Source organism: Clostridium sp. MCC328 (assembly GCF_018785465.1).
Lineage (GTDB): Bacteria > Bacillota > Clostridia > Lachnospirales > Lachnospiraceae > Pilosibacter > Pilosibacter fragilis.
Map to the genome: position 1 here is coordinate 1 of NZ_WQPW01000010.1, position 13,364 is coordinate 13,364.

Genomic DNA, 13,364 nt, shown 5'->3' on the forward strand with positions numbered 1-13,364 from the left:
ACCGGCGGAAATTCTTTCTTTCTTATGGACCAGCTCCGTAAAACGGGAACTGATGGACTGCTGAAAAAGGAATTGGCAAATGGAAAATTGATGATCGGCGAGTCGGCAGGCGCAATTATATGCGCTCCAAGCATCCAATATATCGAGCAAATGGATGAAAAGCCGGAGGACTACTCACAAGAAGATGATGCAGGGATTGATTTGATTGATTTCTATGTTCTTCCGCATTATCTTACAGCACCATTTAAGAAAGTTACCGAGAAAATAATGACTGAGTTTTCGGATTTGAATCTATGCCCAATTAACAACCGTCAGGGAATTGTAATTGACGGTGAAGATTCAAAGGTTATTTGCAAAGACTAATTTGAAAATTCCAGTTTTATTGACCAAGAAAAAAATGTTCATCGAAGTTGAACGTGAAATGGCGAGGTATGATATCATTGCAGGAAAGATTGCGGATGATGTAACAAACGCTACCCTTACTGCTTACCTTGCCGGGGCTTTCGGGACAGCAGGCGATAAGGAAGCAGACGATTTCTGCATCAGACAGTTGCTGCCCAATAAATTAAAAGATCAATATTGCTTTAAAACGGAAGCAGCTATTAAGTGTCTGAAATTTGTGAAAGGTGAGAAGATATGGCTGAAGTAACAATTCCAAAAGAAAAAATAAATTATACAATAGATCTTCTTATCACTATGGTGACAGATGAGATTGCAGAAGAAACGGGCAGGGACAGAAAAGAGATATTGACGGATTTTCTATGTTCAAAGACAGGAAAAGCACTGTATGATGAGAAAACAAAACTGTGGTGTAATGGTCCGGCATATATAACCGAATTGTATAAGGAAGAATTAGAGAAATCTTGATATGGAATGTGAGTTTAAATTTATACAACAATCCAGGAATGTGCAAAAGCAGTCACCGGAGCTTGGAACCATCGAAAGAGGTTCCGGCTCCCATAAATAAGAAAATCTATCAAAATATAATCTTTTTATACTTTTCAAGGCTCATTTCGAGCAAATATTTTCTCATAAAAGACATAAAACAGCTCATGGCCGGTGCTGGTGTAGCCGTTGTTGGTATGGTTCTTGTACCTCTGCTCTCCGGACTGTTCTCTGTCTAAACGTTCCTGCATGAAATCCTTGCCGCTCCCGCAGCTCTGCGGGGGCGGCGGAAAGGAGGTTGACACCGTATGGATTTCTTACTTGAAGCCCTGACGAATTGGCTGAAAGAAATGCTGGTGGGCGGTATTATGAGCAACCTTTCGGGGATGTTTGACAGCGTAAACCAACAGGTCGCGGATATATCCGTACAGGTAGGACAGACCCCACAGGGATGGAATGGCAGTATTTTCAATATGATTGAGAATCTGTCCAACTCCATCATGGTGCCGATAAGAAGCAGATCGAAGCGGCCACTGCTGCTTTATAATTGATTCCGTCCATGATTACATGGGCATGACATTCTCCGAACATTGCTTTCGCCTTCTTTTTCTATCTGTTTTTCCAGTTATGCATTTTTTTCAAAAGAAATAAAGACAAGGGAACTGATGAACAACATATACGGGTAAAACAACCTTGGCAGAATATCAAATGCACTGACTGTCTCACCCAGGCCGGAAGCCGCTGAGATGGCAACCAGCATCTGTGCTCCATAAGGAAGAATTCCCTGAAAGATACAGGAAAATGTATCCAGAATAGATGCTGCTTTCTTATTGCTGATTCCGTAGTTTCCTGACATTTCTTTTGCAATTGGATTTGCCATAACAATTGCGACTGTATTATTCGCCGTTGCAATATCCATCAGACCTACCAACAGACCCATGCCAAGGAGTCCGCCTTTTCTCCCTTTAAACACTTTTTTTATCCAATATAGCAGAGCAGCAAATCCACCATATTCTTTGATCAGTGCACAGATAGACGCTACCAGAATGGCAACCATGCTGGTTTCAAACATGCCTGCTGCCCCGTCTCCCATATTTCCAAGCAAATCCGTCGGCACGATCATCCCTGTCGCAATCATGATGATGGAGCCACTTATGATTCCTGTAATCAGTACCAGGAACACATTTAAGCCAAGAATGCCTCCCGCCAGTACCAGTATATAAGGAATGGCCTGTATCAGATGATATTCTTCCTGCACAACTCCGCCACTGTAATTTTTCACAGACAGACTGTAAATAATCACCAGACTGACAATTGCTGCCGGAAGTGCAATGAAAAAGTTTTCCTTAAATTTATCTGTCATCTTACAACCCTGTCCATTACATGCGGCAATTGTCGTATCAGAGATAAAGGACAGATTATCCCCAAACATTGCACCACCCATGACTGTCGCAATACAAAGCGGCAGGTCAAACCCCGATGCTCGCGACACGGCTATTCCAATCGGAGTAATTAAAGTAATGGTTCCTACGGAAGTCCCCATTGCAAGTGATACAAAACAACTTACTACAAAAAGCACCACAACCGCAAACTGAGGCGGTATCAGTGACAGAATAAAATATGCCACACTGTTTGCTGATGTTCTTCCAACAACACCCACAAAAATTCCAGCCAGCATAAATATAATGATCATGGTAATAATGTTCGGATCGCTGATTCCAACTCCCATTATTTTCAGTTTATCATTCAGGCTTAATTTCCGGTTTTGCAGACATGCAACAAGCAGTGCAAGCAAAAATATAATCACAACAGGAATTTTGTAAAATCCCATCTCGATATTCAGGACATATTCAAACAGAATCCCCAGTCCCAGATATAAAACCACAAACACCGCGATAGGCAATAAGGCTTTTGCATTTCTTTTTTCCATTTCTTAATCCCTCTCTACCCCTTTTATTTATCCCAAACTATACCATGCCATGATACCGCAAATGCCTTAAAAAATCAATGACTCTACTTCCAGTGAATCACTGCTTCCACCGAATCCGTATACTGATCATCAGTGATGGACTTGTAACGGGAGCCGTCATACCAATCGGTGAAACCGTTGTCAATTTTGTAAATATTTCCAGTTTCAGTGTCCACGATGCGCTCGTAACCCAGGGTAGCGTCACTCTGTTTCTGGCTCATAATATCCTGGCTCTGGTTCCGGTTTTCCCAGGAAGACATGATGCTGTCGGACATCTCACTGGCTGAGAGACTGGGAGGTAGAGGCCGCCTGATTGCTCTGGGACATGGCAAAGCTCTGGAACTCCGGCGTATAATTAAGACTGCTGAGAACTTTATTCAAAGTAGGCTGCCAGTCCTGAAATGTTCCCTTTTCTGCACTGAGGACTGTCAGATTATAGACAGAATAATATCCCATTCCCGTGCCCATGGCAAAGGGAACCACATCCGCCGTGAACATTCCTTCTCCCGTTGTGCCATTCTGTGTAAAATCCGCCCGAAGAATGGAGGGGGAAATAGCAACGCTGCTCATTCCCTGAGTACTTTCAAAGCTCTCTGTCACAGAAAAATCTGCAATGTACGGTGTCTGAATATCCGCATAGTCAGCAGTTGCATTCATTGCGTCTGCAAACTGTGGGAATATTTCAAAGACTCCCTGTGTCGATACATTCGTAAGAATGGGACATTTTCCAAACAAATCACTGGAAAGCGCCATCATCGCCCGGGAATTTTCATCTGAAAATAATGGTTCCATTTTTAGCATAAAGAAAATCTGATTTACCGGATTCTCCGGATCAAAAACATGAATTGCATGAAACATACCGGTGTACATGGCAGAAGATTTCACGCTCCAGCCTTCCGGAATATTCATACTGAATTCTGTACAGCTATAAGGCACCAGCTCCTGAGCAGACGCCAGCGGAACGACTGTCCAGCTGTCCTCTATCGATGCTGCTGTGCTGGAGGCTGTTTGCTCACCCTCTTCTTCATCCGGTCAGTCACAGCTGCTACGCTTCCTGGCCGTTCAAATACCATCTCTGTATCGGCATTTGCCAGCATCAGCACACCATCCTCCAGCGTATAGAAATCTGCCACATCCTCCATGGTAATACTGCTGTCATCCCAGGTCAGATCATAGACCGTCCCGTCATAATCCATGGTTCCGGTACCGTCCTCCAGGAGATCCAGAGTCATGGCAGTTCCCATCTCTTCCAGATCCTCCTTGCCGACAGTCGCCTCATTTGGAAACACCCGATGAATTCCATTCATCTGAATCACAAAGGCAATTGTGCAATGGTAGCCTTCCTTTGCCGCGGTACACATTTATGGCATTTTTCAACAGCGCAGCGAAAAAGGCGTTCGATGCTTATAAGAAAGAGAACGGCTCTGACAAAAAGCTCCCGCGCATCAGCGAGCTGAACGCAGAGTATGCGATGCTCCTGGAACGAAAGAAAAGCTCCTATGCAGAGTGCCGCAAGACCAAATCGGAAATGTGCAAAATAATGTACATTGCATCTGTCACTCTATGTGTGGACGATATATAATAATATTAAAGCGAATGATGAGAAAGTTCTAAATGCAAAAAGAAAGAGGAAGACAAGATGGCAGTATGGAGATTACAGGTGAATACAGGAGGCACAAATGTTGCCGACTATTGCTTGAAAAATCATGTAGCAGCAATGGGATGGAGTCTGCGTGAATTAACCCAGGCAGAACGTTCTGGGATACATACATTTTTGGATTACTGTAATCTGGCAAGAACGCAGTACAAATCATTCGACAGTGTATGCCGCATGGTAGAGGATGTGAAAGAAGGAGATCTCCTATGGATGCGCTCAAGAAATGAAGGGAAATACTATATTGCGAGAGTTAAGGCGAACAGTACATGGGTGTTTCGCGAGGATGCAGTACAGATGGATGCAGCGAATCAGTTGACCAATATAGATTGGTATCCAGCTACAGATAAGGCAGATGAAGAATCCGTTCCTGGTGCTGTGGCAACATCATTTATTATGGGTTCAACCATCCAGAGAATTAAGAAAAATGGAGTGGAAGAATACAGTCAGATGTTGTATAACCGTGTCCACGATTCAGCGCTGGATCTATTCAATTATCCCGATCCAGCCCTCTCGTTATGCGAGAAGCATTTTTACAGCCTGCTTCAGCCGGAAGATGTTGAGGATTTACTTGCGCTGTGGCTGTATGATACGAAAGGCTACGTTTGCATTCCATCGACAAATAAAATTGCTACGCCAAAGTATGAGTGCGTTTTGGTTGATCCAAATGACCTGAACCGAAAGCATATTTACATTCAGGTAAAGAAGGGTGATGTTGATCTCAATACAGATGACTATTCCAGCCTGAATGGTGAAGTGTATTTGCTTACAACAGAAGGAAACGTTCAGAATGCACAGAAATATTCAAATGTGAAAGCAGCAGATCCAACGGTTATCTATGAATTTGCGATCAATCCGGATAAGTCTCATATCATTCCGGAGAATGTTTTATACTGGGTGAAGTTTCTGACAGAAATAGAAAATAATCGTTTGAAGTTTTCTGCGTGTAAAGGAATCATGTTTGATACGAATATCTCGTATTCAGATACAAATGAATCCGAGATGATTCTCGGAAACAAAATAGCGGCATATGGGGATGCCAAACGGTATATCGACAGCTTTCGCAAAGATGACTATGCTCTTTTTTATTCCAAAGGAAGAGGAATTATTGCGGTTGGACAGATTGTCACAGACACGCCGACAGAAGTGGCTGATGAAAAATATCATAGTGTCAGAATGATTGTGCCGGAAAAATTTAATGGGGATGTCAAGGCGTTGCCTGCGCTTTCTCCGAATGAAATAAAAACAATTTTGAAGCGGAATTTTTATTGGGCATCGACAATCAAAACACCGTTTCTTACAGGGGCACAGGTTGAAATGTTGATTCGAGAATTGCAAAAAAAGCATGTTTAACGATGTGCAGAAGAGGGAGGAATAAGCAATGCCCTTACAGATTATCAGAAACGATATTACAAAAATGAGCGTTGACGCAATCGTCAATGCTGCCAACACGTCTCTTTTGGGCGGTGGTGGTGTGGACGGCTGCATTCATCGTGCTGCCGGACCGGAGCTGCTTGCAGAGTGCAGTACGCTGCATGGCTGCGAGACAGGCAGCGCAAAAATCACAAAGGGATACCACTTGCCCTGCAAATATGTGATCCATGCAGTTGGACCGCGTTGGAGGGATGGCAAACATCGGGAACAGGAGCTTCTGGAATCCTGTTATCGGACATCTTTGAACCTGGCAAAAGAAAATGGCTGTCAGTCGGTGGCCTTTCCGCTGATTTCCTCCGGCATTTACGGCTATCCTAAAGACCAGGCTCTGAAGGTTGCAGTCGATACCATCGGCACATTCCTGCTGGAGAATGAGATGATGGTTTACATCGTTAGCTTTGATCGGAAGGCATATCAGATTAGCGGAAAACTTTTTGCTGATATCGCGGCGTACATAGATGACCGGTATGTGGAGGAACATACCGACAGACGGGCAGAACAGAGGCGGCGGCTCGAAGCATTGTCAGAGGAATCCTGCTTTGAAGCTGCACCTGCCCCGCTGCCGTCCGAAGCAATCTGTAAATCTTGCAGCAGTCAATCCTTGGAAGAGGCACTGGGACAGATTGATGAGAGTTTTTCGGAAATGCTGCTGTGGAAGATTGACGAAAGCGGCATGACGGATGCCCAGTGCTACAAGAAGGCAAACATTGACCGGAAGCTCTTCTCGAAGATCCGTTCGGATAAATTCTACAAGCCATCCAAACCTACGGTGCTGGCATTTGCCCTGGCTTTGGAATTGCCGCTTGCCCAGATGCAGGAGATGCTCGGCAAGGCAGGCTTTACCCTTTCCCATTCGAGCAAATTCGACATCATTGTAGAATATTTTGTCGAACGAGGAAACTACAATGTGTATGAAATCAACGAGGCACTGTTTGCCTTTGACCAGAGCCTGATCGGAGCATAAGGACAAAGAAATGTCGCTTTCCATGCGACCACCCTACAAAAGAAAATCGCTATACTATGGCTGTAAGGTACGAAACCGAGCAGCCATATGCGCGTGTAATGAGCCAAAGTTCGAGCTTGCTCGAAACCTTGGCGAATACCGCAACAGCGAGCCCGCAAGGGCGAGATTTTGGGAGGACAAGCATATGAGAAAGAATTTAACAGAGCTCGTTTTTATCTTAGACCGCAGCGGTTCCATGAGCGGATTAGAACGGGACACCATCGGCGGTGCGATTCATCACATTGGAAATGTTCATAAGTACGCACGACCAGAAGATGTCCCGGAACACACTATGTTTGTAATCACTACGGACGGAATGGAAAATGCCAGCCGTCGGTACAACAGCGAAAAAGTAAAGCAGATGATCGAGCGGCAGAAAGCGAAATACGGTTGGGAGTTTTTGTTCCTCGGTGCCAATATTGACGCAGTAGAGACCGCAAGCCAGTTCGGAATCGGTGCAGATCGTGCAGTCAACTATCAGTGCGACAGCGAAGGAACTGCGTTGAATTATGAAGTGGTCAGCGAAGCAATCAGCTCTGTCCGGTGCAGTGCCCCGCTGAGCGCAGACTGGAAAAAGCGTATAGACGAGGACTACAAAAAGCGTGGAGACCGCAAGCACAAGTAAATGTTTTTTGAAGCCGGGGTGATGATTCACTCCGGTTTTTTCTATGGCAGGAACTGCCGTTAAAGCATCCGGAACGGGCGCAAGACGTCCGGTGGACGTCTGCTTTGCGCGGACCGGAACGGAGTGGAGACTTCCCCAACAAGCAGAAAATCGCTTTCGTGTCACGAAAGCCCTGCTTGCAGAAGAAAGAAAATACGAAAAATGAGACTAAAAAGCTTTCAAATAAACGGATTATATCTTTACGGCTACCATGGAAGGTGGTATAATATATTCTGTTTTATTGCAACCAAATTGTACTTGATTGGACGGGGTGGACAGGCTTATGAAAATTTCATACAATAAACTATTCAAACTCCTTATTGACAAGAATATGAAGAAAAAAGAATTATGTGAAAAGGCTGGCATTAGTTCGAGTACGATTGTCAAAATGGGACGACAAGAACCTGTATCTGTTGAACTGATTGGCAAAATCTGTCTTGCGCTTGGTTGCACTGCAAATGACGTTCTCGAGTTTCTCCCGGATGAGGATTCAGAGAAGGCCTGATTATTGGACATAATAGAGCAATAGAAGCAGACATACGTTACTTATCAGATGCGCTGATTCATAATAACTGTGGCAATATTTCGGAAATAATGAAGCGAGTACTACAAATATTCAGAGGAGGCAATGTTAATGGTTGGCGACAAGGAGAAAATCGAAGAGCTTTTTGCTACTTGGCTTGCCCAGAATGCACCATCGGCTCATCTGTCTGAGTTGTGCTTTTGCTATTCGGAAATAGAGGCTTATTGTCTCAAAATAAAAGTACTTCGTAAGCCTTTGTTTGAAACAATAGATTTGGATATCATTAAGAGAGTTCAAAAAACTGTTACTGAAAGCCGCATATTTCAGCTTTCGCATAAAAAACAGATGAGGAAGATTGTTACTGCAGCACAGTATTACAAAGCTTTTGTGAAATCGCTGGTCGCCCAAGAAACAAATACGACTGAATTGAGTATTTCTCAAACTATGGGAGATATTTCTTCCGATGGTAAACCTTGCGAAGTTACTCAAAGGAAAGAAATCGCCTTGAGCGAAAATAAAAAAGAAGATAATGTGCTGATAATTGATTTTTGCCATATCAATAGTTTTGCATATACAAAGCCAGTTTCATTTTCATACTTTGGGGATGAACAGACTGGTATCTCTAATTGGACGCAATTATATGTAAAAGTTCTCGTATGCTTGTCGGAAGACTATCCAGATGAATTCCTTCGAATGTACAACACAAATATCAGTGGAGGCCGGCGGATTGACTTCGGAAGTCAAAAAGCCTCGGATAAAATGAATGCACCTAAGGAGGTCAGCGACAATTTTTATGTCGAAACGAACCTAAGTGCAACAGATATCGTGATGAAAATTCGCCTACTGCTGGACAGATGTAATGTTGATTACGAGAATCTTGAAATCCGTTATATAAAAATTGAATCGATGCAATGTACAGAGCCTTCATTAGTAGAAAACGCATCGAAACGGGCGGCATCTGCGACGAAGAATACTATGTCTGCTATGGTAACGACCGACACGGGAAACTATAAAGCAGTATTCCGCAATTGGCTGCTCCATGATCAGTATATGGCAGAACGTAGCGCACAAAGCTATTCCTCTGCTATTACCAATTGCGAACAGTTGGCAAGCAGGCTTGGGTTGAAAGAAATCCGCCTTTATGGGGCGGATCGCGCAGAAGCGCAAAGAGTCGTAGATCAGCTGAGGCAGACAACCGAATATTGGGAAGTGAACGCAAGTCAACACAACAGATATAATGCTGCAATCACGAAATATCTGCTGTATCTCCAAAGCTCAGATCGGCAAGAAACTACTGCCTGTGTTGCTTCAAAAAATAAAGAACCAGAGCAACAGGGTACCGACTTTGACAGATTCTTTGAAGATGAGAAATACGATCTACTTTATAAGGAGTTGAAGAAAAAAGGAATTACAACGCTGGAGGAACTAAACGAGGTCAATCTGTGGTCCTTTATGAATCTTCACCAGTTGTACTCTATTCAGCAGAGACTGGCAATCAGCACAGAATTAACTGCGAAACTGAGAAATGCGGAAAAGGAAAATGACGAGCAGAATACCTCCGTATATGAGATTCATTATAACGGGGGAGTATATAAAGGCACTTCGCCTTCGAAAGCGTTTGTGGCGTTCTTAACAGCGGTTTCCACCAGGTATCCCTTGAAGTTCCGCACACTGCTGAATGTTTACAACCCTGAGTCTCAAAAGATTGTTGTAAGTCAGTATGACTATGGCAATACAAAGCTGAGGCTTATGAATCCTGAAGCTTACATAGATTCCGATTTATCTTTGGAGCAGGTGCAGCAGGATATTGCATGGATTATAAAACGCTGCGATGTAGTACCACAAGATTATTCCGTGGAAGAAAAGACAAAAAGCGTCGAAATGCCCCAGAGGAAGCCTACGGATCGGCTAACAAAGGACTTGCAAAAAGTGGCTGAAACGCCAGCGACCTCCATTTCTCCTGTCCTTAGACAAGAAGCAGAGGATTATTTGCTCCAGTGCGATTTGACAGGTGCTACTTATGAAGAGTTGCAGAACAAGCTACATTATACGATGGTGGGGACAAAAGAAATCGTTGCGCAGTCGCCCCACATTATTGAGATGAATCGAAAACTCTATCACGAGGAGGCACTGGTAGATTTCGAAGAAGGAGCAGACACTTTGGAGGCAATCCTTGATAAGCTGCTCAAGAAGAACGATGGTGTTGCAACGGCAAAACATTTGTATGAGTATGCCTGTAGCGAAATGGCCATGTTCTTCAATGACAACGGCATTATAGGCCAACAATCTGTGTATGATCTGGCGCGACACCTGTTTGAAAAGTTGAAATACCATGGAAAACACTATGTTTTTAAATCCAATATGTATATCAGTCTTCCCGAGTATTCTGCCGATTCGGTCATCGATATCGTAAGCAAGTATGCTCGCGAAAAAGGCGCAACCGTCACCTATGATGAACTCGTGCGCTACTTGACCGGGCTGGGATCGAACACCGGCAACTTGCGAGGATTGATGCGCATAGATAAAGAACCAGTGTTCCTCATCTATGCAGAAAATGAGTATCTGCTGGCAGAACTCATGCACATAGACACAGACTTTTTGGAGTCAATACACTGCGCTCTGCGTCGGCTGTTTGAGGATACTGACGGCCATATCATTCCTCGCAATATATCGGAGAGTTGGTACAATTTGCTGCCGACTTTGCCGGCTTGCCTTCCTTGGACACCGATGCTGTTGCAACAACTGATCCGATTCTATCCGAACGAGCTTGAAGCCAGAACTATCATCGCAATGGAATCGCAGAATAGCAATACGCTCCACGCGATGTTTGTAGAAAAAGATAGCTGGATACAGGATTTTCGGGATGTTGTCGCAGTTTTTCTGCACAATGAGATGCCGAGTCGTTACGAGTTTGAAGCGGAAGAATTGCGCGGAATACTGGTAGACGCAGGCATGATCAGCGGCAGCCAATTGATTTATAACATGCCCAACGCTCTTGGAGGCGATCCGCGCTTCCTTTGGGATAGTGACGGCAACCACGTTAAGGTGATGATATAAGACATGGCAAATATATCGTTTACTCGGGATGAAGCAATACTGGCGCTGGATGTTTTGCATTTTGCTGACAAGCTTCGACTGAACAAGGAAAGCCATGAAATCGCCGAACTCAGTGAACTTTTGAATGAGCTTCCTATTATTCCGCTTTCTGCACGCCGCGAAAATTTTAGAAGCAAAGGCGGGGTAAATGGGCAGCTTAGCAAATTTAGGTCAAGTTATAACAAAGGTAAAAAGGACCCTGATGTCGGTACGATTTTCTATGAGGTTGCCGATGAGTTCGACGGAAGAAAAGACGAGCTGCATAAAATTGCGCGTGCCATAAGGAAAAATTGCGAATTTTTCAAAACAGCAACATTCGGGAGCGAGCTTGAGGGCGAAGATTTTCCGGAGGGAGCCTTGCTGTACCATTTGCATAGAGTGCTGGAGACAAGAGATGGTCGGAAAATCGTCCGCGCAGAAAACTGTGAAATCTGTCATTTGAACTTGTCGGAGATTTATAAGCCGACTCCCGGCAATTTCCTGCAATGCCATTTGACCGTTCCTATCACCGAACTGAATAGCAGCAAGCATTATGCAGCTGATGATTTTATCACAGTGTGCCCTAACTGTCATACTGTGCTTCACAGGAATCGCCCCTGGCTGACGAAGGATGACGCGGGGAAAATCCTGTTTTAAGCGAGAAAACTATGAGAGAAGAGTAATTTGTTATGTACGGATATGAGTGGACAGATGAATATGGAATATTTCGTCTGACAGTAAATGCAAAACTGCAAAAGGAAATCAGACCGGTGTTCAAGGAAGAGCTGGACTTCTTCAAGATGTATGAACACTGGGATTATCCAGACACGGATGCCCCCCTGCTTTGGGCAGAGGGTGTACGGCGCTATGTACTCAATGGTGAATGCGTTGCGGAAGCAAAAGGAGGCGGCTTTTATACCCGCCCTACCGTGGTCTATAACACGGATAAACGTTTGCAGCTACAGCCGGTGGATATTAATCGACTGTATGAGGTTAACAAGAATTTGATGAAGAGCCTAGAACAGAAGGCAATCTCTTTTATCCGTGAGCAACATGATAAATATAAATCGGAACGATACTCTTTCGTGTGCGCTTTTTCCGGTGGCAAGGACTCCATCGTTCTGTTGGATCTATGCGCCAAGGCATTGGCTCCAAATGAATTCTGTGTAATTTTTAGTGACACAGGCATGGAATTGTCCGACACTTATACAGCTGTGAAACGAGCAAAAGAACATTGGCCGGAACTTCATTTTTATACCGCAAAATGTCATTTGAAAGCTACCGAGAGCTGGGACGAATTTGGACCTCCGGGAAGAAGAATGCGATGGTGTTGCGCCGTTCATAAATCTGTGCCGACTATCTTAAAATTGCGTGAAATAACTGGAAAATACAACGCAAAAGCAGTTGTATTTGATGGCGTTAGAGCAGAGGAAAGTGCTCGAAGGGCAAAATACGACGAAGTGAGTGAAGGCGCAAAAAACATTAGCCAAGTTAATGTTAGCGCAATTCATAAATGGAATACTGCTGAATTATATTGTTATATTCTGCATGAGGGAATTTTATTAAACGATGCATATCGACTGGGATTGTTTAGGGTTGGCTGTATGGTGTGCCCACTATCTTCGGATTGGTGGGATGGGATTGCTAATGATCATTATAGAACCGAGATGCAACCACTTCTTAGTAGAGTCGAGCGGTATGCAAGAAATACGAAAGTGGAAACAGAGGTTGTTAAGTATATTGAAGATGGCGGTTGGAAAGCCAGAATGGGAGGGCGAGGACTTCCTAATGGCGGTAACCGCATAAATGAACAGATTCAAAACAATACAATTGAATTCACTATTAGTGGCTCCACACAGAATTGGCTTGAATGTGCTCCGATTTTAGGAACGATCACAGAATTTGATGGGAGTACAGGAACACAAAAGATTTCGGGCACAAATTTTGTATTCAGGGTTTCAAAAAAAGCAGATGAACTATATGTAAGTTATAAGCCATTTTCTAAGATGGATCGATTTGTTATTAGTCATTTGCGTGGCATAGCAAATAAAGTTGCTTATTGCAAGGGATGTAAAGCATTGATATTGTCAATATTGGTTGACACATTTATCTCAAAGATATCATTTCCTATGCAGCCAGGCCCAGAGATTGGTAGTA

Annotated in this window: 15 protein-coding genes and 2 pseudogenes; 13 read left to right on the forward strand and 4 right to left on the reverse strand. The window is 43.8% G+C overall.

The genetic code is table 11. From position 1 onward, the window contains the following. From GPK83_RS01905 to GPK83_RS01925, 5 genes and pseudogenes are all read left to right on the forward strand, one after another. The coding region (locus GPK83_RS01905; protein ID WP_215703870.1) for a Type 1 glutamine amidotransferase-like domain-containing protein at positions 1 to 363 on the forward strand (363 nt) is incomplete at its 5' end. 34 nt (positions 364 to 397) lie between these two features. Beyond that, entirely contained in the window at positions 398 to 649 is a 252-nt protein-coding gene (locus GPK83_RS01910; protein WP_243019858.1) for a DUF3990 domain-containing protein, read from the forward strand. Then, positions 637 to 867, forward strand: a complete 231-nt coding sequence (locus tag GPK83_RS01915; RefSeq protein ID WP_117513967.1) for a hypothetical protein — start codon at positions 637 to 639, stop codon at positions 865 to 867. The genes GPK83_RS01910 and GPK83_RS01915 overlap by 13 nt, the downstream gene beginning before the upstream one ends. A 167-nt stretch (positions 868 to 1,034) precedes the next feature. Then, positions 1,035 to 1,124: pseudogene (locus GPK83_RS16755) on the forward strand (Maff2 family protein); the annotation flags it as partial. Positions 1,125 to 1,193: 69 nt separating this feature from the next. Beyond that, positions 1,194 to 1,397 (forward strand): annotated as a pseudogene (locus GPK83_RS01925) (hypothetical protein); the annotation flags it as partial. A 113-nt stretch (positions 1,398 to 1,510) separates the two neighbouring features. On the opposite strand, the gene GPK83_RS01930 reads toward GPK83_RS01925, so the two are convergent. The 4 genes from GPK83_RS01930 to GPK83_RS01945 all read right to left on the reverse strand — a co-directional run bounded on the left by GPK83_RS01930 (position 1,511) and on the right by GPK83_RS01945 (position 4,161). Continuing rightward, on the reverse strand, positions 1,511 to 2,815 hold the full coding sequence (locus GPK83_RS01930; protein WP_215703871.1) for a Na+/H+ antiporter NhaC family protein: 1,305 nt from the start codon (positions 2,813 to 2,815) through the stop codon (positions 1,511 to 1,513). An 83-nt stretch (positions 2,816 to 2,898) separates the two neighbouring features. Beyond that, on the reverse strand, positions 2,899 to 3,129 hold the full coding sequence (locus tag GPK83_RS01935) for a hypothetical protein (protein WP_215703872.1): 231 nt from the start codon (positions 3,127 to 3,129) through the stop codon (positions 2,899 to 2,901). 1 nt (position 3,130) lies between these two features. Continuing rightward, on the reverse strand, positions 3,131 to 3,646 hold the full coding sequence (locus GPK83_RS01940; protein WP_215703873.1) for a hypothetical protein: 516 nt from the start codon (positions 3,644 to 3,646) through the stop codon (positions 3,131 to 3,133). A 188-nt stretch (positions 3,647 to 3,834) separates the two neighbouring features. Then, complete coding sequence (locus GPK83_RS01945; RefSeq protein WP_215703874.1) at positions 3,835 to 4,161, reverse strand: hypothetical protein; 327 nt, start codon at positions 4,159 to 4,161, stop codon at positions 3,835 to 3,837. A gap of 56 nt (positions 4,162 to 4,217) precedes the next feature. Between GPK83_RS01945 and GPK83_RS01950 the strand changes: the two genes are divergently transcribed. The 8 genes from GPK83_RS01950 to GPK83_RS01985 form a co-directional block, all read left to right on the forward strand. Next, positions 4,218 to 4,436 carry a hypothetical protein gene (locus GPK83_RS01950; protein ID WP_252196205.1) on the forward strand — a complete coding sequence of 73 codons (219 nt, stop codon included), beginning with the start codon at positions 4,218 to 4,220 and terminating at the stop codon, positions 4,434 to 4,436. Between the two features lie 57 nt (positions 4,437 to 4,493). Next, the gene (locus GPK83_RS01955; protein ID WP_181968070.1) at positions 4,494 to 5,861 is read left to right on the forward strand and encodes a hypothetical protein; all 1,368 of its coding nucleotides are present in this window, start codon (positions 4,494 to 4,496) and stop codon (positions 5,859 to 5,861) included. Positions 5,862 to 5,889: 28 nt separating this feature from the next. After that, a complete protein-coding gene (locus tag GPK83_RS01960; RefSeq protein WP_117552968.1) occupies positions 5,890 to 6,906 on the forward strand; it encodes an O-acetyl-ADP-ribose deacetylase in 1,017 nt (338 codons plus the stop codon). A gap of 184 nt (positions 6,907 to 7,090) precedes the next feature. After that, entirely contained in the window at positions 7,091 to 7,570 is a 480-nt protein-coding gene (locus tag GPK83_RS01965) for a hypothetical protein (protein ID WP_117552967.1), read from the forward strand. Positions 7,571 to 7,892: 322 nt separating this feature from the next. Then, positions 7,893 to 8,114, forward strand: coding sequence for a helix-turn-helix domain-containing protein (locus GPK83_RS01970; protein ID WP_117513971.1), 222 nt, complete (start codon positions 7,893 to 7,895; stop codon positions 8,112 to 8,114). A 129-nt stretch (positions 8,115 to 8,243) separates the two neighbouring features. Then, entirely contained in the window at positions 8,244 to 11,189 is a 2,946-nt protein-coding gene (locus GPK83_RS01975; RefSeq protein ID WP_215703875.1) for a hypothetical protein, read from the forward strand. A gap of 3 nt (positions 11,190 to 11,192) precedes the next feature. Next, positions 11,193 to 11,864, forward strand: coding sequence for a hypothetical protein (locus tag GPK83_RS01980; RefSeq protein ID WP_177968418.1), 672 nt, complete (start codon positions 11,193 to 11,195; stop codon positions 11,862 to 11,864). A 32-nt stretch (positions 11,865 to 11,896) separates the two neighbouring features. Further along, a partial coding sequence (locus GPK83_RS01985) for a phosphoadenosine phosphosulfate reductase family protein (protein WP_215703876.1) occupies positions 11,897 to 13,364 on the forward strand: 1,468 nt, incomplete at its 3' end.